The 22,411-nt window shown below is 60.1% G+C and carries 20 protein-coding genes and 1 pseudogene; 7 read left to right on the plus strand and 14 right to left on the minus strand.

Features of this window, described 5'->3' with window-relative positions; genetic code table 11:
- Window positions 1-664 precede the first annotated feature (664 nt).
- From ACYASU_RS23825 to ACYASU_RS23840, 4 genes and pseudogenes are all read right to left on the minus strand, one after another.
- Window positions 665-1,039, minus strand: coding sequence for a helicase (locus ACYASU_RS23825; protein ID WP_192174557.1), 375 nt, complete (start codon window positions 1,037-1,039; stop codon window positions 665-667).
- Between the two features lie 329 nt (window positions 1,040-1,368).
- Window positions 1,369-1,638, minus strand: a pseudogene (locus ACYASU_RS23830) (HU family DNA-binding protein); the annotation flags it as partial.
- 188 nt (window positions 1,639-1,826) lie between these two features.
- Complete coding sequence (locus tag ACYASU_RS23835; RefSeq protein ID WP_346631281.1) at window positions 1,827-2,975, minus strand: NAD(P)/FAD-dependent oxidoreductase; 1,149 nt, start codon at window positions 2,973-2,975, stop codon at window positions 1,827-1,829.
- A 34-nt stretch (window positions 2,976-3,009) separates the two neighbouring features.
- A complete protein-coding gene (locus ACYASU_RS23840) occupies window positions 3,010-3,177 on the minus strand; it encodes a rubredoxin (protein WP_002555879.1) in 168 nt (55 codons plus the stop codon).
- 374 nt (window positions 3,178-3,551) lie between these two features.
- Here ACYASU_RS23840 and ACYASU_RS23845 point away from each other — a divergent pair, with 374 nt between their 5' ends.
- Window positions 3,552-4,130 (plus strand): chorismate--pyruvate lyase family protein, encoded by a 579-nt coding sequence (locus tag ACYASU_RS23845; protein ID WP_463584300.1) that lies wholly within the window; start codon window positions 3,552-3,554, stop codon window positions 4,128-4,130.
- Window positions 4,130-5,020, plus strand: coding sequence for a 4-hydroxybenzoate octaprenyltransferase (ubiA, locus tag ACYASU_RS23850; protein WP_192174554.1), 891 nt, complete (start codon window positions 4,130-4,132; stop codon window positions 5,018-5,020). Before ACYASU_RS23845 ends, ubiA begins: the two co-directional genes overlap by 1 nt.
- A 35-nt stretch (window positions 5,021-5,055) precedes the next feature.
- Here ubiA and ACYASU_RS23855 read toward each other — a convergent pair whose 3' ends face one another.
- Complete coding sequence (locus ACYASU_RS23855; protein ID WP_463584301.1) at window positions 5,056-5,436, minus strand: COG4315 family predicted lipoprotein; 381 nt, start codon at window positions 5,434-5,436, stop codon at window positions 5,056-5,058.
- Between the two features lie 170 nt (window positions 5,437-5,606).
- On the opposite strand from ACYASU_RS23855, the gene phoB reads away from it, so the two are divergent.
- From phoB to ACYASU_RS23870, 3 genes are all read left to right on the plus strand, one after another.
- A complete protein-coding gene (gene phoB, locus ACYASU_RS23860) occupies window positions 5,607-6,296 on the plus strand; it encodes a phosphate regulon transcriptional regulator PhoB (RefSeq protein WP_037016751.1) in 690 nt (229 codons plus the stop codon).
- Between the two features lie 90 nt (window positions 6,297-6,386).
- On the plus strand, window positions 6,387-7,646 hold the full coding sequence (gene phoR / locus ACYASU_RS23865) for a phosphate regulon sensor histidine kinase PhoR (RefSeq protein WP_463584404.1): 1,260 nt from the start codon (window positions 6,387-6,389) through the stop codon (window positions 7,644-7,646).
- A 100-nt stretch (window positions 7,647-7,746) separates the two neighbouring features.
- The gene (locus ACYASU_RS23870) at window positions 7,747-9,087 is read left to right on the plus strand and encodes a hemolysin family protein (protein ID WP_192174552.1); all 1,341 of its coding nucleotides are present in this window, start codon (window positions 7,747-7,749) and stop codon (window positions 9,085-9,087) included.
- A 19-nt stretch (window positions 9,088-9,106) separates the two neighbouring features.
- On the opposite strand, the gene ACYASU_RS23875 is transcribed toward ACYASU_RS23870, so the two are convergent.
- The 8 genes from ACYASU_RS23875 to ACYASU_RS23910 all read right to left on the minus strand — a co-directional run bounded on the left by ACYASU_RS23875 (window position 9,107) and on the right by ACYASU_RS23910 (window position 19,697).
- On the minus strand, window positions 9,107-10,015 hold the full coding sequence (locus tag ACYASU_RS23875; protein ID WP_192174551.1) for a peptidoglycan DD-metalloendopeptidase family protein: 909 nt from the start codon (window positions 10,013-10,015) through the stop codon (window positions 9,107-9,109).
- Window positions 10,016-10,293: 278 nt separating this feature from the next.
- A complete protein-coding gene (locus tag ACYASU_RS23880) occupies window positions 10,294-11,199 on the minus strand; it encodes a response regulator (protein WP_463584302.1) in 906 nt (301 codons plus the stop codon).
- A 173-nt stretch (window positions 11,200-11,372) separates the two neighbouring features.
- Complete coding sequence (phoU, locus tag ACYASU_RS23885) at window positions 11,373-12,131, minus strand: phosphate signaling complex protein PhoU (RefSeq protein ID WP_133773894.1); 759 nt, start codon at window positions 12,129-12,131, stop codon at window positions 11,373-11,375.
- 51 nt (window positions 12,132-12,182) lie between these two features.
- Entirely contained in the window at window positions 12,183-13,016 is an 834-nt protein-coding gene (pstB, locus tag ACYASU_RS23890) for a phosphate ABC transporter ATP-binding protein PstB (RefSeq protein WP_065988194.1), read from the minus strand.
- Window positions 13,017-13,113: 97 nt separating this feature from the next.
- Entirely contained in the window at window positions 13,114-14,784 is a 1,671-nt protein-coding gene (gene pstA, locus ACYASU_RS23895) for a phosphate ABC transporter permease PstA (RefSeq protein ID WP_463584303.1), read from the minus strand.
- Window positions 14,785-14,799: 15 nt separating this feature from the next.
- Window positions 14,800-17,085 (minus strand): ABC transporter permease subunit, encoded by a 2,286-nt coding sequence (locus ACYASU_RS23900; RefSeq protein WP_463584304.1) that lies wholly within the window; start codon window positions 17,083-17,085, stop codon window positions 14,800-14,802.
- A 185-nt stretch (window positions 17,086-17,270) separates the two neighbouring features.
- Window positions 17,271-18,251 (minus strand): phosphate ABC transporter substrate-binding protein PstS family protein, encoded by a 981-nt coding sequence (locus tag ACYASU_RS23905; RefSeq protein WP_463584305.1) that lies wholly within the window; start codon window positions 18,249-18,251, stop codon window positions 17,271-17,273.
- A gap of 147 nt (window positions 18,252-18,398) precedes the next feature.
- On the minus strand, window positions 18,399-19,697 hold the full coding sequence (locus tag ACYASU_RS23910; protein WP_346631287.1) for an MFS transporter: 1,299 nt from the start codon (window positions 19,695-19,697) through the stop codon (window positions 18,399-18,401).
- 523 nt (window positions 19,698-20,220) lie between these two features.
- On the opposite strand from ACYASU_RS23910, the gene ACYASU_RS23915 reads away from it, so the two are divergent.
- Complete coding sequence (locus tag ACYASU_RS23915) at window positions 20,221-20,622, plus strand: acyl-CoA thioesterase (protein WP_093466337.1); 402 nt, start codon at window positions 20,221-20,223, stop codon at window positions 20,620-20,622.
- A 108-nt stretch (window positions 20,623-20,730) separates the two neighbouring features.
- Complete coding sequence (locus ACYASU_RS23920; RefSeq protein WP_463584306.1) at window positions 20,731-21,642, plus strand: D-hexose-6-phosphate mutarotase; 912 nt, start codon at window positions 20,731-20,733, stop codon at window positions 21,640-21,642.
- 153 nt (window positions 21,643-21,795) lie between these two features.
- Here ACYASU_RS23920 and ACYASU_RS23925 read toward each other — a convergent pair whose 3' ends face one another.
- Window positions 21,796-22,332: a DUF3299 domain-containing protein gene (locus ACYASU_RS23925; RefSeq protein WP_122534198.1), complete on the minus strand. Its 537-nt coding sequence runs from the start codon at window positions 22,330-22,332 to the stop codon at window positions 21,796-21,798.
- Window positions 22,333-22,411 lie beyond the last annotated feature (79 nt).

The raw sequence follows: 22,411 nt of genomic DNA on the forward strand, positions 1-22,411 counted from the left end.
TGTATGAGGAGCAGATCTATTTGAAAGCCTTGAGCAGGCACGGATCGCCTTTGTCAGAGCGCTTGGCTGAGCTGGCTGCAGATTGACGGATGACCTCAGGGTGTGAAGAGGCTGGGGCATTCAGCTATTTTCTGTGGTAACTCAGCATCAGTCTTCGCGAGCAAGCTCGCTCCCACAGGATCTGGGCTGACTCAACATCTCAGGCACGCCGCTGCACTCGTGGGAGTGAGCTTGCTCACGAAGAGGCTGGAGCATTCAGCTATTGTCTGTGGTGACTCAGCATCAGTCTTCGCGAGCAAGCTCGCTCCCACAGGATCTGGGCTGACTCAACATCTCAGGTACACCACTGAACTTGTGGGAGTGAGCTTGCTCACGAAGAGGCCGGGGCATTCAGCTATTGTCTGTGGTGACTCAGCATCAGTCTTCGCGAGCAAGCTCGCTCCCACAGGATCTGGGCTGGCTCAACATCTCAGGTACGCCGCTGCACTCGTGGGAGTGAGCTTGCTCACGAAGAGGCTGGAGCATTCAGCTATTTTCTGTGGTGACTCAGCCTCAGTCTTCGCGAGCAATCTCGCTCCCATGGGCTCGGGGTCGATTCAACATCTCAGGCACGCCGCTGTACTCGTGGGAGTGAGCTTGCTCACGAAGAGGCCTGAGCATTCAACTATTTCTTCTTCCTAGGCTTCAAATACTTCGTCAGCCCCTGGAACCACATCACCAGTCCCGCGTTGCCGGTGACCAGGATGTCCTTGTCCTGAATGCCCTGCATGAATGCGAGCTGCTTGTTCCGGGCCTGCATTGTGGCGAAGCCGTAATCGGCGTCTTTGAAAGAGATCACGAACGCAGGCGCCGCAAAGGTGCCGGCGCGGCTCTTGACGCGCTGATCGCGCACGATGAAGTGCCGGGCGATCTTGCCGTCAGCCGTCTGCAACTGGAAAGCCAGATCCTTCCCCGCGAGTTGCTGCTGAAACGCGGGATTATTGCGACTGGCGCGGGCCATCAACAGGCCCAACATCCAGAGTAGAAAACGAAACTTCATGCGCGGGCCTCATGGGATCAGCGGTGGTCAGGGTGACCAGCCGCAGTGTAGCGAGCTTGATTGTCCGGCGAGCAGGAAGAACCGGTCAGTCGCAAAGTGGCGGGCTAGACGGGACGCGCGGGTCGGCGCCGGTCGATTCACCGGCCATAAAAAAATGGGCACGCCGACTGATCGGTATGCCCATTTCCATGCTGCTCGCCCTCCGCAGAGCGCTCAGCGAATTACTTTTTCTTTGCCGCGGGTGCCTTGGCCGCTGCGGCCTTGGCTGGCTTCGCATCTTTGGCGGCTGCAGCCGGCTTGGCTGGTTTCGCTGGCTTCGCCGAGTCCGGATTGACGCTGTCTTTGAGAAACTTGCCCGGCTTGAATGCCACCGTGTTGCTGGCCTTGATCTTGACGGGCTCACCGGTCTGAGGGTTCTTGCCGGTGCGGGCGCCACGATGACGTTGCAAGAAAGTGCCGAAGCCAACCAGCGTGACGCTGTCCTTTTTGTGCAGCGCGTTGGTGATTTCGTCGAGCACCGCGTTGAGGACGCGATTGGCTTGTTCTTTGGTGAGATCTGCTTTCTCGGCAATAGCCGCTGCGAGTTCTGGTTTACGCATATGAAGCCTCTTTTACGGTTTTTTGTTTTTATGTCCCGTGCAGCCCTTGCGGACAGCGAGCAGGTGCCGCAACAGCTCTACGTTGCGGCAGACCGGAATGAGAATGGCACGCCGCCGGGACCCGCGCCAGTACGTGGGCCACGTTTGTTTCAACTAAAAGATGGCTTATCCGACAGAACGACTGTTAATCATGCCAGCAGCGGGGGCAAAGCCTTGTTCAGGGCGAGCTTGTCCATCACCGCCGCGCCTGTCAGCGCGTAACCCAGCAGGTTGCCGTCGCTGTCCAGGCACAGTGCCTTGATGTCGGCGCCCTCACCTTCCACGGTCCAGACACCTTCCGAGCCCTTGGGCGGCGGCGACACTACCAGCGGGCAAACCGGCGTTTTCACCGTGACCGGCATCGGGCCATATTTGACGGGTGTGAGCGTGCCGGCGAGGGTTTGCGCCAATGCCCGGGCGCAGTTCATCAGCGGCATGACGTAAAGCAGATTCAGGCCATCAACTTCAGCGCAGTCGCCCAGTGCATAGATATTGGCGTGGGAGGTCTGCAAATGCCGATCGACCACAACGCCACGCCCGATCTCCAGGCCGGCCGCTGCGGCGAGATCAGTGCGGGGGCGCAGGCCGATCGCCGATACCACCAGATCGCAGTGAAGCACCTCGCCATCCGACAGGTGCGCCTCGAGCCCATCGTCGGCACGATCAAGCCGTGTCAGCAAGGGGCCGAGATGAAAACGCGCGCCCAGGCTTTCCAGCCCGGCCTGTACCGCTGCGGCAGCCGCAGGGTGCAGCAACGTCGGCATCACCTGCTCGCACGGCGCAACCAGGTCGATTTCGTAGCCGCCCAGGATCAGATCGTTGGCGAACTCGCAGCCGATCAGGCCTGCGCCCAGAATCAGCACTCGCTTCTTGCCGGCGGCTGCAGCACGGAAACGCGCGTAATCCTCCAGATCATTGATCGGGAATATGGCATCGGCGGCATCACCGGCCACCGGCACGCGCACAGTTTCCGCGCCCCACGCCAGAATCAGATCGCGGTACGGGACCGCTTCCTCGCCGATCCACAAACGCTTGTGACCCGGATCGATGCCGCTGACGCGGGTGTGCGTGCGCACCTCGGCCTTGAGCTGCTCGGCCATGGCGCCTGGCTCGGCCATGCTCAAGCCGTCGGCTTCCTTGTTTTTGCCAAAGCCGGTGGACAGCATGGGTTTGGAGTACGAACGGCCGTCATCGGCGGTGATCAGCAACAGCGGCGTCTCGCCATCCAGCTTGCGAAATTCGCGGGCGAGGTTATAGCCCGCCAGCCCGGTACCGATGATCACGACAGGTGCGTTCATTCATTTCTCCAGAGGGGTCGTGGAAGTCGGCGGATCAGCCGATTTCGATCATCTCAAAATCCATTTTGCCGACTCCGCAGTCAGGGCACAGCCAGTCTTCCGGCACATCCTGCCAGAGCGTGCCCGGCGCGATGCCGTCATCCGGCCAACCGTCGGCTTCGTTGTAGATCAGGCCACAGACTATGCATTGCCACTTTTTCATTGGTCGGTTCTCTTGGTTTCAGGCTAGACGTCCCAGATGCTTCGCTGTCGTCGCGAAGTTTATCGAATGGGTCAGGCCTTTTACTGATCACAGCGCAATGACGCAAGTTTCATTGATGCACGACTCGCGCGCTTTTCGGAGGATTGGCTCTAGCTGCGATGGCGTCGAGCGTCATGCCGCAAGATTGATAGCGCCCAAACCGGCCTCTTCCCGGCTGAAGCCGGTCCCACTAACACCGCATATGCCTGTAGGACTGGCTTTAGCCGGGAATGCGTCAAGTGCTTCAGCGCACAAATGGGGGGGCTCCGGTCGTCGGTCAAAAATCGCAATCATGCTAAGCTCGCCGCCTCGATTGCCGCCTGTGTTTGTCTCCCGTGATCCAGCAAACCCCTGCATTTCCAGCGCCCGAATGGCTTTTGTGCGATCAGTTGATCGAAGCCCCCTCACCCGTCGTTCTTGAGTGGCTGTTCCACGAAGATTCCCTGACCCGACGCCTGACCCGGCTCTCTGACAATCATTTCTGCGTGCAGCCGCAATTCGAAGGCTGGCAACGCCTGCGAGAAGATGAATGCGCCGCGCTGCACTTGCCTGAGGGCAGCGAAGGCTGGGTGCGTGAAGTCTATCTGCTGGGCCGTGATGAACGATGGGTGTTTGCCCGCAGTGTCGCCGCCCGCAGCGCGCTAGAGCATGACGGCCTGCACATGGACGAACTCGGCACCCGATCGCTGGGCGAACTGCTGTTCAGCGATAAAGCCTTCGCCCGCGGTCCGCTGCAGGTCTGCCACTATCCTGCGCAATGGCTGCCCGAGACTGACGCACAGCCGGGCTTGTGGGGACGCCGCTCCTGTTTCAGCCGGGGGATCTTGAGCATTCTGGTGGCGGAAGTGTTTCTGCCCACCGCATGGCGCGCCATCGAGGCCGACCTTCCACTGCATGCCCAAGAGGGCCGCTGATGTACCTGTCGTTGCTCAAATCCCTGAACCGTCTGCACCCGCGCGCCTGGGACTTCATCCAGCTCACGCGCATCGACAAGCCCATCGGCATTTATCTATTACTGTGGCCAACGCTATGGGCCGTCTGGATCGCAGGCAAAGGCTCGCCGTCTCTGAGCACGCTGCTGATTTTCGTGATTGGCGTGTTCCTGATGCGCGCGGCGGGCTGCGTGATCAACGACTTCGCCGACCGCAAGGTGGACGGCCACGTCAAACGCACCGAGCAACGGCCGTTGGTGAGTGGCAGGGTGACGTCAAAGGAAGCACTGATTCTGTTCGCCGTGTTGGTGGGGCTGAGCTTTGTGCTGGTGTTGTTCACTAACGCGACGACGATCTGGCTGTCGTTCGGCGGTCTTGCCCTCGCGGCGTGCTACCCCTTCATGAAGCGCTACACCTACTACCCGCAAGTGGTATTGGGCGCTGCGTTTTCGTGGGGAATGCCGATGGCGTTTACCGCGGAGACCGGCGAGCTGCCCGCTGCCGCGTGGCTGCTGTACATCGCCAATCTGCTGTGGACGGTGGGATATGACACGTATTACGCGATGACGGATCGCGAGGACGACTTGAAGATCGGCGTAAAATCCACGGCCGTGCTGTTCGGCGACGCGGATCGGGTGATCATCCTGACGCTGCAATGCCTGGCGCTGTTCTGCCTGATGCTGGCGGGTACACGCTTTGAGCTGGGCCTGTACTTCTTCATCGGCCTGCTGGTCGCGGCGGGATGCTTTGGTTGGGAGTTCTGGTCGACGCGGGACAAAGACCCGCAAGCCTGCTTCAAGGCTTTTCTGCACAACCACTGGGCGGGGCTGGCGATTTTTATCGGTATCGTTCTGGACTACGCGCTGCGCTGACCGATTCGGGCCGACGCAGCGCGCGAAGGCTTAGATCATGGCTTGGCGATGTGCCAGACGTCGCCCTTGCCGTCGCCGGTTTTGTCGCCAGCAGCCTTATCGCTTTTGAAAAAGTACAGCGGCTTGCCCTTGTAAACCCACTGAGAGGCGCCGTCATCGCGCTTGATAATGGTCCAGTCGCCCTCAGGCTTGTCGCTTGCTGTGGCAGTCAGCGGCGGCCAGTTGGTTGCGCATTGATCATTGCAGACGGACTTGCCCGCGGAGGTGTCCTTATCAAAGGTATAGAGCGTCATGCCTTTGTGGTCGGTGAGCATGCCGTCACTGGTCATCGCCGGCGCGGCACCGAATGCCATGCCGGAAGATGCTAACGCTGCCGCCGCCAAAAGGCGCATCAGAGCAGAAGAAATTTTAGCCATGGATGAATCCTCTTCTTGTTTGTCGCTGGATGGACATTTCTTGTAGGACAAGTCGCCAGCTTAGCGCTAGACCGGCGAATACGCCTAGCTCGAACTAACCTGTCACACGACTGCAATAATTCCGTTATCTAATGCGCCCCAAGACAGTTAAATGACATGAGGTTCGAGGCATGGTTGGCAGGAGCATTCTGATCGTCGACGACGAGGCGCCCATTCGCGAAATGATTGCCGTCGCACTGGAAATGGCCGGCTATGACTGCATTGAGGCTGAGAACTCGCAACAGGCCCACGCCGTTATCGTCGACCGCAAGCCGGACCTCATCCTGCTGGACTGGATGCTGCCGGGCACATCCGGCATCGAGCTGGCACGCCGCCTGAAACGTGACGAGCTGACCGGTGACATCCCGATCATCATGCTCACGGCCAAAGGCGAAGAGGACAACAAGATTCAGGGCCTCGAAGTCGGCGCCGACGACTACATCACCAAACCCTTCTCTCCCCGCGAACTGGTCGCCCGCCTCAAGGCCGTGCTGCGCCGGGCTGCCCCGAACGATGGCGAATCCCCGATCGAAGTGGGCGGTCTGCTGCTGGACCCGATCAGCCACCGCGTGACCATAGACGGCACACCTGCCGAGATGGGCCCGACCGAATACCGCCTGCTGCAATTCTTCATGACCCATCAGGAACGCGCCTACACCCGCGGGCAGCTGCTCGATCAGGTCTGGGGCGGAAATGTCTACGTGGAAGAGCGCACCGTGGATGTCCACATCCGGCGTCTGCGCAAAGCCCTCGGCGAGGCTTACGAAAATCTGGTACAAACCGTCCGCGGTACTGGTTACCGTTTCTCCACCAAAAGCTGAAAAAGCGTTTGGCAGCGATTCAGACCGCTGAAGACAAGGACGCGTTAATTGAATCACAACTGGCATGGCACCCTGATCCGCCACTTGCTGATGTTGGCCACAGCCTCGCTGCTGGCCGGTTTGATCAGCGGGCATTACGGCGGGTGTCTGGCAATCGGTCTGGGGCTTTATCTGGCCTGGACCCTCAAACAGCTGCTGCGCCTGCATGACTGGCTTCGCCATCACAAACCTGACGAGCCGCCGCCCGATGGCTATGGCTTGTGGGGTGAAGTCTTCGACAGCATTTACCATTTACAGCGTCGCGATCAGCGCGTGCGTGGCCGCCTGCAAGCGGTTATCGACCGTGTCCAGGAATCCACCGCCGCACTGAAAGATGCCGTGATCATGCTCGACAGCGACGGCAACCTGGAATGGTGGAACCGCGCGGCAGAAACCTTGCTGGGCCTGAAGACGCCCCAGGACAGCGGTCAGCCGGTGACCAACCTGGTGCGCCACCCGCGCTTCAAGGAGTACTTCGCGCACGCCAACTATGCCGAGCCGCTGGAGATTCCTTCGCCGGTCAATGACCGCCTGCGCATTCAGATGCTGATCACCCGCTACGGCAACAACGAGCATTTAATGCTGGTGCGCGACGTGACGCGCATGCATCAGCTGGAGCAGATGCGCAAAGACTTCGTCGCCAACGTGTCTCACGAACTGCGCACGCCTTTGACGGTTATCTGCGGGTACCTGGAGACGCTGCTGGATAACGTCGAAGAAGTGAATCCGCGTTGGGTCCGTGCGTTGCAGCAAATGCATCAGCAAGGCGGACGCATGCAGACGTTGCTTAACGATCTCCTGCTGCTGGCCAAGCTGGAAGCCACCGATTACCCGTCCGACAATCAGCCCGTCGCCGTGTCGTCGCTGCTGCAGAGCATCACCAATGATGCCCAAGCGCTGTCGGGGAGCAAGAACCAGCAGATCACCCTGGAGCTGGAAAGCGACGTCAGCCTCAAGGGCAGCGAGGCGGAGCTGCGCAGCGCGTTCTCCAACCTGATCTTCAACGCGGTCAAATACACGCCCGCAGAGGGCAAGATCCGCATCCGCTGGTGGAGTGACGGGCGTGGCGCGCACCTGAGCGTGCAGGACTCCGGCATCGGCATCGACAGCAAACATATCCCGCGCCTGACCGAGCGCTTCTACCGCGTCGACTCCAGCCGCGCGTCAAACACCGGCGGAACAGGCCTGGGCCTGGCGATCGTCAAGCACGTGCTGCTGCGCCACCGCGCGGCACTGGAAATCAACAGCGTCCCCGGCAAGGGCAGTGTGTTTATCTGCAACTTTGCCCCGGCCCAGATGACCAAAGCCTAGGCAAGCCTGTAGATAGCCGTTAAATTGCGTCCCTTGTGCCCTCCAATTGTGAGGGCTTGTTTCATTCCACACTTCAAAACGGAACCTGCAAAACCCCATCATGGACCCTTCCCCTGGTATCAGCCTGGCTTCACTCTTCGCCGATTTCGGCATGATTCTTTTCGCAATGGTGTTGGTTCTGCTCAACGGATTCTTCGTTGCGGCCGAGTTCGCCATGGTCAAACTGCGCTCCACCCGTGTCGAGTCCATTGCCGAGAAAAACGGCTGGCGTGGACGCATTCTGCGCACCGTTCACAGTCAGCTCGATGCTTATCTGTCGGCCTGCCAGCTGGGTATTACGCTGGCGTCGCTGGGTCTGGGCTGGGTCGGCGAGCCGGCATTCGCGCACCTGCTGGCGCCGTTGCTCGAGACGGTCGGCGTGGAATCGCCCGAGGTCGTCAAAGGCGTATCGTTCTTCAGCGCCTTTTTCATGATTTCGTACCTGCACATCGTGGTGGGTGAGCTGGCCCCGAAATCCTGGGCCATTCGCAAACCCGAGTTGTTGTCGCTGTGGACGGCGGTGCCGCTCTACCTCTTCTACTGGGCGATGTACCCGGCCATTTACCTGCTCAACGCCAGTGCCAACGGCATTCTGCGCATCGCCGGCCAGGGCGAGCCCGGCCCCCACCACGAGCACCATTACAGCCGTGAAGAGCTCAAGCTGATCCTGCACTCAAGCCGCGGTCAGGACCCAAGCGACCAGGGCATGCGCGTGCTGGCCTCCGCCGTGGAAATGGGCGAGCTGGAAGTGGTGGACTGGGCCAATTCCCGCGAAGACATGGTCTCGCTGGAATTCAACGCCCCGCTCAAAGAAATCCTCGCGATGTTCCGTCGTCACAAGTTCAGCCGGTACCCGGTGTACGACTCGGACCGCAACGAGTTTGTGGGCCTGCTGCACATCAAGGACCTGCTGCTGGAACTGGCGGCGCTGGACCACATCCCCGAGTCGTTCAACCTCGCCGAGCTCACGCGGCCGCTGGAGCGCGTGTCCAAGCACATGCCGTTGTCGCGCCTGCTCGAGCAGTTCCGTCAGGGCGGCGCGCACTTTGCGCTGGTCGAGGAAGCCGACGGCAAGATCATCGGTTACCTGACGATGGAGGACGTTCTGGAAGTGCTGGTGGGCGACATTCAGGACGAACACCGCAAGGCCGAGCGCGGGATTCTGGCCTATCAGCCGGGCAAGCTGCTGGTACGGGGGGATACGCCGCTGTTCAAGGTCGAGCGCCTGCTGGGCATCGATCTGGACCACGTTGAAGCCGAGACCCTCGCAGGCCTGATCTACGACAGCCTCAAGCGCGTGCCTGAGGAAGAGGAAGTCATGGAAGTCGAAGGCCTGCGCATCATCATCAAGAAGATGAAAGGCCCGAAAATCGTGCTGGCGAAGGTGTTGAAGCTGGATTGACCTGCCCGCCAGCAGATCATCAATTCCCGCCAATCGCGAAGTTAGGCAGGCTCTGTACCGGTTGCGAGAATTCGTACGGGATCGACTCCAGCGCCAGCCCGACATTGCGCTGCACCACGAAGTGCAAATGCGGGCCGGTGCTGTTGCCGGTGTTGCCGGACCGTCCGAGCGGCGCGCCCACTGCCACATGCTGGCCTTCCTTGACGCTCACCGATCCCTGCTGCAGATGCAGATAAACGCCCATCGTGCCGTCGTCGTGCAGGATGCGCACGAAGTTGCCTGATGGATTTGCGCCTCGGCCCGACTGGGCATTCTCGGTCTTGATCACAGTACCGCCCCGCGCAGCGATGATCTGCGTGCCTTCGGGCATGGCGATGTCGATCGCGTAGCGGCTCTTGGCGCCTACATGGCTGTAAGACCCATTGGCACCCTGACTGATGCGAAACGGCCCGCCCACCCACGGCAATGGATAGCGATAGGCAAATCCGTTCGCTGACACGCCGCGCTGCGGGTCGCCGACGATGGATCGCAGACTGGGCTTGTAGGCCATGGCCTTGCTGGCGACTTGCGGGCTGAGGGCGATAAGGCGTTCGTTGCTGCGCGCTGGAATTGTGCGGCGAATGACTTGGTCCGACACGCCCACCACGTTCTTCACCCCGGCCAGACGCAGCTCGACTTCCACGGGCGCGTAAAGATCGTTTCGCACATACAGGCTATCGCTGCCATTGGCTTTCTTCACGCTCAGGCGCACCTGGGAGTCGATGCGCTCGACCATGCGCTCGCGAAGCTTCATCACCTCCGCGCCACGCACAGGCTGGTCGGTAAACGACACGACGCCATTGGCATCGGTGAACCGATAGATCGTGACGGCCCCGGCGGTCTGCGTGGCCAGCAGTAAGGCACAGACAACCAGCACGCGCTCTAACATCGGGATAGACCTGGTAAGTGGACGATTGGCGCCCAGCCTAACAGCGATGCCGACGCAATTGGACTCATCCGAATCAATCGGTAATAGACGAAGCGTCAAGGAAATCGCGTCAGGACGGGGCGCGATCGGAATTGCAATTTCTATGCTGGATAGCGTGGGAGTGAGCTTGCTCGCGAAGATGGACGCCCGACCGCACCAAATTTAGCGGATGTACCGGTCTCATCGCGAGCAAGGTGGAGCGCCATCCCGGTCGCTCCCCCAGGTGAATGCGCAGCGGATCAGGCGCCCGGCACGAAGTGCTTCTGCGCGGTGCCACGGGCAATCAGGCGCGACAGGTAATCAAGCTTCTGGGTGTCCTTGTCGACGAAGCGGAAGGTGACCTGCAGCCACTCGCTGTCCGGCTTCTGCTCGAACGCGGCAATCGCGTGCAGATAACCATTGAGACGCGCCACCTCGGCGTTCTCACCCTGCTCCAGATCGAGCACGGCGCTTTCGAGGATCTGCGGAAGGACCTCGCCACGGCGGACCAGAAGGGAGGCTTCCTTGAGCGTCAGCGCCTTGATCACGCAGGGCTGGTTCCCGCTCGGAAGACGCAACTGACCCTGACCACGACCGGTGGGTGCAGCGGCAGGAGCAGCTTTAGCTGTCGGCTGGACCATAGGCTGAGCGGCTTGAGGTGCTGCCGACGCAGTGGGTGAAGCGCTGACGGTTTCAGGGCGGTTACCTGTCAGTGCGCCAAGCGAGTCATTGGCAAACGCCGCATTGGCGCGGGCCGGGCCACTGGACATCAACGCGTCGAGCTTGCCGACCTTGTGCAGCGCTTTCTTGACCTTGGTCAGCAGTTGCTCGTTGGTGAACGGCTTGCCGATGAAGTCGGAGACGCCGGCCTGGATCGCCTGGATCACGTTTTCCTTGTCGCCACGGCTGGTGACCATGATGAAAGGCATGGTCTTCAGGTTGTCCTGCTGGCGGCACCAAGTCAGCAATTCGAGCCCGGACATTTCGGGCATTTCCCAATCACAGAGCACCAGATCAAACACTTCGCGGCTGAGCAGGACTTGCGCCTTGCGACCATTGACTGCGTCTTCCAGAGCGATTCCCGGGAAGGCATTGCGCAGGCCTTTCTTGACCAGATCACGGATGAACGGTGCGTCATCCACCACCAATACACTGACTTTACTCATCGACGCTCCTGATGGCGTGTTCACCGTAAATGGCGAGCATTCGCTGGCGGGTGGCCAGCTGCCAAACTGTTTGACGACACCGGGACTTTTATTCGCGGGTGACTTGAAAAATATGGGCAGACCGGAGAAACAAAAACGCCCGGCGGTCGCCAGGCGTTTTTTCTCAGGCAATCTTATTTATCGTCAGGCGTGTCCAGAACATTAATCCTTTCGGCGGTCAGGCCTTTCACTTCTTCCTGCATGCGCTTGAGGCCCAGGTGGCGGACATCGGTACCGCGCACCAGGTAGATCACCAGTTCGGAGATGTTGCGCGCATGATCACCGATACGCTCCAGGGAACGCAGGACCCAGATCACATTCAACACGCGGGATATCGAGCGCGGATCTTCCATCATGTAGGTGACCAGCTCACGCAATGCGGTCTTGTACTCGCGGTCGATGTTCTTGTCGTACTGCGCAACCGACAACGCCAGATCGGCGTCGAAGCGGGCGAACGAGTCCAGTGCATCGCGCACCATCTTGCTGACTTGATCGCTGATGTGGCGCACTTCGACGTAACCACGCGGCGACTCACCCTCTTCGCACAGCTGAATCGCACGGCGAGCGATCTTGGTGGACTCATCGCCAATGCGCTCAAGGTCGATGACCGACTTGGAGATGCTGATGATCAGACGCAGGTCGGACGCGGCAGGCTGACGACGGGCCAGAATGCGCAGGCACTCTTCATCGATGTTGCGCTCCATCTGGTTGATGCGGTCGTCCACCTCGCGCACCCGCTGGGCCAGGCCCGAGTCGGCTTCGATCAACGCGGTGACCGCATCGTTGACCTGCTTCTCGACCAGACCACCCATTTCCAGCAGGTGGCTGCGAACTTCTTCCAGTTCAGCGTTGAACTGCTGGGAGATGTGATGTGTATGGCTGTCTTTGATCATGAGTGTCCGTCCGATTGATTGCGCGGTGGTTCAAGGCTGACGAAACACGTGCTAGCCGTAACGACCGGTTATGTAGTCTTCAGTCTGCTTTTTGGTCGGATTGGTGAACAACGTATCGGTGTCCCCGTATTCGACCACCTTGCCCATGTGCAGAAACGCGGTGTAATCCGACACGCGCGCCGCCTGCTGCATGTTGTGGGTAACGATCACAATGGTGTATTTGGATTTCAGTTCGTAGATCAACTCTTCGACTTTCAGGGTCGAAATCGGGTCGAGCGCGGAGCACGGCTCATCGAGCAGCAGCACTTCGGGTTCGACGGCGATGGTGCGGGCGATCACCAGACGTTGCTGCTGACCACCGGAAAGTCCGAGCGCCGACTCATGCAGGCGGTCCTTGACTTCGTCCCACAGTGCGGCGCCACGCAAGGCCCACTCGACGGCCTCATCGAGCACGCGCTTTTTGTTCACGCCCTGAATACGCAGCCCGTAAACGACGTTCTCGTAAACGGTCTTCGGAAACGGGTTGGGCTTCTGGAACACCATGCCGACCCGGCGACGCAACTCGGCGACGTCTTCGCCCTTGGTGTAGATGTCGTGGCCATAGAGCTTGATCTCGCCCTGTACGCGACAGCCGTCCACCAGATCGTTCATGCGGTTGAAGGTGCGCAGCAAGGTAGACTTGCCGCACCCGGATGGCCCGATGAACGAGGTGACGCGCTGTTTCGGGATGTTCATGCGGATGTCGAACAGCGCCTGCTTCTCGCCATAGAAGAGATCCAGCCCCGGCACTTCCAGCGCAACGGCTTCGTTCGCCAGATCCAGCACCTGGCGTTTGCGACCCAGGGCCGACATGTTGATGCCGTGGGCGTGGGGTTCGTGTTGCATGGTCTCTCTCCGTTCGTAGCTGCAAGCCTCTAGCCGCAAGCTGCAAATGTGGTGCTGATACGGTATGCGGCTTTTCAGCGTGCCGCTTGAAGCCAACTCAGTCTTCAAACGCCTTGTACTTGTCGCGCAGGCGGTTGCGAATCGTCACCGCCGACAGGTTCAGCAGCGCGATCACCAGCACCAGCAGCAGCGCCGTGGCGTACACCAGCGGGCGCGCGGCCTCGACGTTGGGGCTTTGAAAACCCACATCGTAGATATGAAAACCCAGGTGCATGATCTTCTGGTCGAGGTGCAGGTACGGGTAATTGCCGTCCAGCGGCAGCGACGGCGCCATCTTGACCACACCCACCAGCATCAGCGGCGCCACTTCACCGGCCGCTCGCGCCACGGCCAGAATCAGGCCGGTCATCATGGCCGGGCTGGCCATCGGCAAAACGATCTTCCAAAGCGTTTCGGCCTTGGTCGCGCCCAAAGCCAGCGAGCCCTCGCGCAGCGTCAACGGGATACGCGCCAGGCCTTCTTCGGTGGCGACGATCACCACCGGCACGGCGAGCAGCGCCAGAGTCAACGACGCCCACAGCAAGCCCGGTGTGCCGAACGTCGGCGCCGGCAGGGCTTCGGGGAAGAACAGCTGATCCAGAGAACCGCCCAGCACATAAACGAAAAAGCCCAGCCCGAACACGCCGTAGACGATGGCCGGGACGCCCGCAAGGTTGTTCACGGCGATGCGGATCAAGCGCGTCATCACGCCCTGGCGCGCGTACTCACGCAGATACACAGCTGCGAGCACGCCAAAGGGCGTCACGATGACGGCCATGATCAGCGTCATCATCACGGTGCCGAAGATCGCCGGGAAAATCCCGCCCTCCGTATTGGCCTCGCGCGGGTCGTCGCTGAGGAACTCCCAAAGCTTCTGAAAGTAGAACCCCAGCTTGGTCATCGTGCCCATGGCGTTGGGTTGATACGCGTGAACCACCTTGCCGATGCTGATCTCGATTTCCTTGCCGTTGGCGTCACGGGCCGTCAGGCTGTCGCGATTGTATTCGGCGTGCAACGCGCCCAGCCGCGATTCGACGTCCTTATAGCGCGCGTCGTATTCAGCGCGCTCACTGGCCATGTCGGCCTGTGCGGCGGCATCGAGTTCGCCGTTGAGCTCAAGCTTGCGCGCCTGCAGCCGCAGCCGCTCGATACCGTGGTTGATCGCACCAATCTCGCCCTTCTCCAGGTCGTCCAGTTGATCGGAAATGCCCTGCACCCGCTCGATACGCGCCTGCAGTTGCGGCCATGCCGCTTCACCCTCGGCGACAACTTTGCCGTCTTCTTTGACGTTGACCAGATAGCCGTAGAAGTTGCCCCACTCGCGGCGCTCCAGGGTCATCAATTCCGCTGGCTTGCGCGGGTCCTTGAGCCACTCGCCAATGACCCAGTTGAAATCGCTGGGGCTGATATCCCGGTTGCCGACCTTGAACAGATCGCGGGTCATGAACTCGGGCCCCTGATCAGGAACCGGCAACCCGGCGGCCTTGAGCCTGGCGCGCGGCACTTGTTCAGATTGAACAAGCTCGCCTACCAGCACGTGGCTTTCCTGCCCGGGAACGTCGTACCGGGCAGAAATGACATCGGCGGGCCAGAAATGCCCCAGCCCGCGCACGGCGATCACCGCCAGCAGGCCGATGGTCATGATCACCGCGATGGACACCGCACCCGCGCTCAACCAGACGCCGGGGCCGCCACTGTTGAACCACCGCTTGAGGGAGGTCTGCTTCATCGGTTTCAACCTGCCCTAGAGAGACGAATACTGCTTGCGCAGGCGCTGACGAATCAGCTCTGCCAAGGTATTCATGACAAATGTGAACATCAGCAGCACCAGGGCGGCGAGGAACAGCACGCGATAATGACTGCCGCCCACTTCCGACTCGGGCATCTCCACCGCCACGTTGGCCGCCAGGGTGCGCATGCCTTCGAACAGGTTCATGTCCATGATCGGCGTGTTACCGGTGGCCATGAGCACGATCATGGTCTCGCCCACAGCGCGGCCCATGCCGATCATCAGCGCAGAAAAAATCCCCGGGCTGGCCGTGAGAATCACCACGCGAACCAGTGTCTGCCACGGCGTGGCGCCGAGGGCAAGTGAGCCGAGGGTCAGGCCACGCGGCACGCTGAACACAGCGTCCTCGGCAATCGAGTAAATGTTGGGGATGACCGCAAAACCCATCGCGATTCCGACCACCATTGCGTTGCGCTGGTCGTAGGTGATGCCCATATCGTTGGTGATCCACGCGCGCATGTCGCCGCCGAAGAACCAGTTCTCCAGGTGCGGGCTCATGCTCAGTGAGACCCAGCCAATCAGCAGAATGACCGGAATCAGAATCGCGCTTTCCCAGCCGTCGGGTACCCGCAGGCGAATCGAGTCAGGCAAGCGGGTCCAGCCAAACCCGGCCAGCAAGATGCCAATGGGGGTGAAGATCAGCAGGCTGAAGATGCCCGGCAAGTGCCCTTCCAGATACGGCGCCAGGAACAGACCGGCGAAGAAGCCGAGAATCACCGTCGGCATCGCTTCCATCAGCTCGATGACCGGCTTGACCTTGCGACGCATGCGCGGCGCCATGAAGTAAGCGGTGTAGATCGCCGCAGCGACGGCGATCGGTGCGGCCAGCAGCATGGCGTAGAAGGCGGCTTTGAGCGTGCCGTAGGTGAGAGGCGCGAGGCTGAGCTTGGGCTCGAAGTCGCTGCTGGATGCGGTGGATTGCCAGACATATTTAGGTTCGTCGTAGTTCTCGTACCAGACCTTGTCCCACAACGCGCTCCAGGAAATTTCCGGGTGCGGATTATTCAGGCTCAAGGGCAGCAGCTTGCCGCTGTCTTCAACGATGATGCGGTCCGCCCTCGGCGAAAGCCCCATGACAGCGGGGCCGCTGGCTATCGGGGCGATCAACAGCGTGCGGTGGGCGGTGCTGTGGAAAACGCCGAGCTTGCCGGAGGTGTCCATGGCAATGAACCCTTTGCGGCGCTGCTCGGCGGTGATCTGGGAAATCGGCGCGCCGCTCATTTTGAAGTCACGAATGTGCTGCAGACGCATCTCGCCATCGACGTCCCGCGCCATGAACCACTGCGCGATATTGCCTCTGGAGCTGCCGATCACCAGCGAGATGCCGCCCACCAATTGCGTGCTGGCGGTGGTTTCGGCGTTGGCGTCTTCGAGCAGTTTGTAGCGGCCGTTCAACGTGCGATCGCGCAGGTCGAACACATCCACCAGCGCGCGACCGTTGATCACGTACAGCCACTGCTGGCGTGGGTCGACGTAGATGGCTTTGACCGCCGCCGACAGTTGCGGCAAGTCGATGCGGCTTTGCTCGCGATCGGTTTCGCCGGTCATCAGGTTTTCGGATTGGGTCAGCGACAACACGTGCAGCTGGGTACCGGTTGCACCGGCCAGAATCAGGGTCGTGTCGCTGGCATTCAGATTGACGTGCTCAAGCGCCCGCCCGCCTTCGTCCAGCACCAGCGGCGTCTCGCCGTAGGGATAGGTAATCGTGGGGGTGATGGTTTTCTTGTTGTCGGGATAGCTGATCGGGTAAGCGTGCTTGAACACCAGCACCTGTCCGTTGGACAGGCCGACCGCAATCAAAGGCTTGCCGGGCTGATCCTGGGCCACCGACGTCACCTTTGCACCAGCGGGGATCGGCAAGGCCACGCGGGAAATCTCGTCGCCATCCTTGAGGTGAAAAAACAGCGCTTCGCCCTTGTCGGACACGCGCATGGCGACCTGATTCTGCTCTTCGATGACCAGCACCATCGGCTTGCCGGCATCTTGCAGCCAGGCGGGTGTTTGAGCATCGCTGCGCGTCAGTTTCGCCCCCTGAAACAGCGGCGCGACGACGTAAGCCAGGTAGAAGAAGATCAGGGTGATGGCGGCCAACACGGCAAGACCGCCCACTAACACGTACCAACGCGTCAGGCGGTCTTTGAGCGCACGGATCCTGCGCTTGCGTTGCAGCTCGGGCGCATTGAAATCAATGCGCTCGGGACGGGGTTTTTCGGTCATTGATGAATTGGCCAAATCATTCATGCGCACACCGTAGCCACTCTGTATGACAAATACATGACAGCGAGGTGACGCAAAAAAGCCCGCCGCTCCTGAATCGGGGCAACGGACTGTTCAGTGTTCTGCGAGCCTCGTTCCATAAGGCCTTTGTCATTTGTGGCGGGACGAACCTGTCACCCCGCATCAGGGTTGTCTGGGCAGCGCGCTCGCTACCGTTCTTGTAGCCCCAGATCAGCCAAGGCTTTGCTGACGACCTTGGCTGGTAACGGAATGTACCCGTCTTTCATGACAACTTCCTGACCTTGTTTTGACAGGATCAATCTGACGAACTCGGCTTCGAGCGGATTCAACGGCTTGTTCGGCGCCTTGTTGACGTACACATAAAGGAAGCGCGCCAGCGGGTAAGTGCCATTCAGCGCGTTGACCTCGTTGTCTTCGACAAACTCACCGCCCTCTTTTTTCGCGAGGGGTACGGTGCGCACGCTGGATGTTTTATAACCAATTCCCGAGTAGCCAATGCCGTTCAGCGAATTGCTGATGGAGCTGACCACCGAAGCAGAGCCGGGTTGTTCGTTGACGTTGGGTTTGAAGTCGCCCTTGCACAGCGCCTCTTCCTTGAAATAACCGTAGGTGCCGGACACCGAATTGCGCCCGAACAGCTGGATGGCCTTGCCGGCCAGATCTCCTGTCACGCCCACATCGCCCCAGGTTTTTGCGTCGGTCCTGGCGCCGCACAGCCGGGTCGCGGAGAAAATCGCGTCGACCTGCTGCAGCGTCAGGCCCTTGATCGGGTTGTCCTTGTGGACAAACACTGCCAGCGCATCCACCGCCACGGGAATCGCCGTCGGCTTGTAGCCGTGCTTCTGCTCGAAGGCCGACAGTTCGCCGTCCTTCATCTTGCGGCTCATGGGCCCCAGTGTTGCGGTGCCCTCGGTCAGTGCAGGCGGAGCTGTTGAGGAGCCGGCGGCCTGAATCTGAATGTTTACGCTTGGGTATTCTTTCTTGTAGGCCTCGGCCCACATCGTCATCAGATTGGCGAGGGTGTCGGAGCCCACGCTGGACAGATTCCCGGAGACACCGCTGGTTTTGACGTAGGGCTTGATTGCAGGGTCGACGGCGGCAGAAGCACTGCCGATAGCCGCGCCAGCCGCGACGAACGTCAGCGCCGTCATCAAACGTTTGAAGGTCATGCCTTGCTCCTGGCGAGGTGAAGAGTGCCGCCATCGATGATGGCCATGTGACTACTCTATGACCGTAATATGACAATTAAATGAAAGGCCGCCAGTCATTACGACTGGCGGCCTTGGCTTCAGCAGGAGGATTTGCCGGTGGCTCGATCAGGACTCGACCGGCTTTCTCTTGATCAGGTAAACACCGATCCCCATGCCCATGGCGCAAAGAATCGCCACGTACCAAGCCGGGCCCATCGGGTTGGCCGCGAACATCAGGCTGACGACCATGGGCGTTAAGCCACCAAAGATGGCGTACGCCAAGTTGTAGGAAAACGACAGCCCGGTGAAGCGGATCACAGGCGGAAAGGCCTTGACCATCACGAAGGGCACTGCGCCAATAGTGCCGACGAACAAACCGGTGATCGCGTACAGCGGATACAGCAGATCCGGGTGCGTGCCGATCATATGGTAGAAGGTCCACGAACTCACCAGCAGACCGAGCGAGCCGAACAGGAACACAAGGCCCGCGCCGACTCGATCCGCCAGCGCGCCAGCCCCGATACATCCCAGACTCAGCAAGACAATGGCGAGGCTGTTGGCTTTGAGGGTGTCGGCAGGTGCGAACCCGTAGGCCTTCTGCAGCAGGGTCGGCGTCATCAGAATGACCACCACCACGCCGGCGGAGAGCAGCCAAGTCAGCAACATCGACAGCACGACGGCGCCGCGATGATCGCGCAATACCGCTTTGAGCGGCACTTCTTCAGCCAGTTGCTTGCGCAATTGAAGCTCGGCGAACACCGGGGTTTCGTGCAGCCAGCGGCGCAGGTAAACCGACATCAGACCGAAGACGCCACCGAGCAGGAAAGGAATCCGCCAGGCGTAGTCCGATACCTCAACGGGCGAGTACACGCTGTTGATCCAGGTGGCGACCAGCGAGCCGAGCAAAATCCCGGCCGTCAGGCCGGACGTGAGGGTACCGCAGGCGTAACCGACGTTACGGGCGGGAACGTGTTCGGAAACGAATACCCACGCGCCAGGCACTTCGCCACCGATTGCGGCGCCCTGAATGACGCGCATCAGCAGCAGCAACATGGGGGCCCAGATGCCGATCTGCGCGTAAGTGGGCAGCAAGCCCATGATCAGCGTCGGCACGGCCATCAGGAAAATGCTGAGGGTGAACATTTTCTTGCGGCCCAGCAGATCACCAAAATGCGCCATGACGATGCCGCCCAGGGGCCGAGCCAGATAACCGGCGGCAAAAATGCCAAACGTTTGCATCAAACGCAGCCATTCGGGCATGTCTACGGGGAAAAACAGCTTGCCTACCACTGCTGCGAAGAACACGAAAATGATGAAGTCGTAGAACTCCAACGCTCCGCCCAAGGCAGACAGTGAAAGGGTTTTGTAATCGTTACGGTTCAACGGGCGCGAAGGCTGGGTGGCGCTTAAAGGCACAGAGGACATGACAGTGGCTTCTCTTTTGAGGCTCTCTTTGGGCGAAAAATCAACGGTGACTCAACCGTGGGTAACGGCTTCACACGCGATTTCTCGACTCGAAAAGTTAATCGGGCATCAAAATTGCGTGCCAAAAATGGCGTAGTGCGCCAAGTCGGTCCGGCACGATAGCAAATTGCGTACAAATGCACATGGATTGCAATGACGCGAAGGCATCATGAAAAAGCGGCGGTCGTTTCATGACCGCGCGCCCGATATACTCGCCGGCCACGACTCAGCCGGTCCTTTCAGGGAAGTTGTGCGAAGCCATTTGCCCAAGTCGTTTTCGCAGAGTTTCCCTTTAACCGAAATGAAGACTACCTAGAGTCAGCAGACGCTGTGAAAACGTCGCGAGCGAAGGCAAGACAAGGCAAAAGCAGGCGGAAAAGCGGAGTCTAGAGGCTCCTAAATGAGCATTTTCCGCCTGCTTTTAACGCAGTATTGTCGAGCGCAGTAGTTTTCACAGGGTCTGCAGGGTCAGAGGAACCCAGTAATGATTGAGCTCGAACAAGAAGATCCGATACCGCAGGGCGATCTTGCCCTGCAGATTACCGCCCTGCCCCGCGAAACCAACGGCTTTGGCGACATTTTCGGCGGCTGGCTGGTTGCCCAGATGGACCTCGCCGGCACTGCCATGGCGAGCAAGGTGGCCGGTGGCCGTGTGGCGACTGTTGCCATAGACCGCATGGCGTTTCTGGTGCCCGTCGCGGTGGGCGCGCAGTTGTCGTTCTACACCCAGACCCTGGAAATCGGCCGCAGCTCGATTCAGATGATGGTCGAGGTGTGGAGCGATGATCCCCTGTCCAGCGAATGGCGCAAGGTGACCGAGGCGGTGTTCGTTTTTGTCGCCATCGACGGCAGCGGCCGTACCCGTTCGGTGCCGGCTCGACGCTGATCATCAAGCCCGGGTGGGCGCCGATGTGCCCGCCCTTGGCTTTGCGCAACAAACTCATCAAGCTTGGCGCAGTCTGATTCAGTCACTGTCCTTCGAGTGAGAACCCCCATGCCTACGTCAAACGTCGAATCCTTCCAGCTCGGTGAGCTTAATTGCTGGCGCATCCGCCACGGTCAGGCCGAACTGGTGATCGCCCAGCAAGGCGCGCACATCATCAGTTACCAGGTGGACGGCGATGAGCCGCTGATCTGGTCCAACCCGGGCGCGTTGTTCAAATCGGGCAAGCCTATTCGCGGCGGCATGCCTATCTGCTGGCCGTGGTTTGGCAATTTCCAGAAAAACCCGTCCAGCGTGCAGGCCATGCGCGAGAGCGACGAGCCGGCGAAGGCCCACGGCGAAGTTCGGGCGATCGACTGGGAGTTGATGGGCGTCGGTGAGGACGGCGACGCATTGATCGTCGAATTCATCCAGCCCCAGGCCGAGGGACATTTGTCGGGGTGGCCGCACACCGTTGGCCTGAAGCTGAACATCCGCCTGGATGCCGCGCTGAATGTCAGTCTGGTGAGCTTCAACGCTGGCGCCGAAGACGTCACGATGAGTCAGGCGCTGCACAGTTATTTCGCGGTGAGCGATGTGAGCCGGATCAGTATCGAAGGGCTGGATGGCGTCGAGTACCTGAACACACTGGAAAGCTGGGATACCCAGAACGTACAGGTGGGTGACATCACGTTCACTGGCGAGACGGACCGTATTTATCAGGACACGCCTGACCTGATTTCAGTGGTCGACCCGCAGTGGAAACGCCGGATTCAGATTCAGACGACGGGTTCGCAATCGGCCATCGTCTGGAACCCGTGGATCGCCAAGACCAAAACCTTCGACGACATGCAGCCTGACGGCTGGAAGGGCATGGTGTGCGTTGAGACGGCCAACGTCCTGACCGACGTCGTGACGCTCAAGCCTGGTGATATGCATGCGCTGAGCGTCAGCATCTGGGCCGAGCCGTTGGCAGAGGCCTGACAACACTGCGCTATTTCGTAGGACCGGCTTTAGCCGGGAAGGGGCCGGTTTGAGCACCATCAATTTTGTGGTGTGACACCCGGCCCCTTCCCGGCTAAAGCCAGTCCTACCAGGCACCCGCGCTGTGTCAGTGGGATGCTGCTTAGCCAGATCCTACAAATCCGCCTCAACCACCACACGCACTTTCGATGCGTCCAGCGCATAGGCGGCGTCGGCGAGATCATTGCTGACCTTCTCCACCTTCAACGTGCCGATGACCCACAACGGTGTGTAGATGTCCGAGATCTTCAGGCCTTTCGGATAACGCACCAGCACCAGCTGATTCGGCGGCGGTGGCGGCACGTGGATGCAGGCGCCCGGGTACGGGACGAGGAAGAACAGCGTGCTGTGGCCCTTCGCATCAGTCTCCAGCGGAACCGGATAGCCACCCAGGCGGATGGTTTTGTCGTTCATCGACGCGACGGTTTTGGTGGAATACATGACGGCAGGCAAGCCCTTGCTCTGCTTCAAACCGCCTTTACTGTCGAACGTGCCCTGGCCTTCCGGCGAGTTGTGGTCGATTTCGGGCATGGCTTCGAGGGCTTTCTGATCCGACTTCGGCATCAGTTCAAGCCAGTCGGTTTCGGGTAATTCAGCGGCGCGTACCAGTCCGCAGACCAGCAGCAGTGAAACGAAGAGGAGATGACGCATTGGAGATGCTCGGCGGGAGGAGTTGAGTGCCGGGCATTCTAGCCCTCTGCGCCGCAATAGCGCAGAGGGCCAGGCGTGC

The organism is Pseudomonas sp. HP_12 (genome assembly GCF_055283955.1).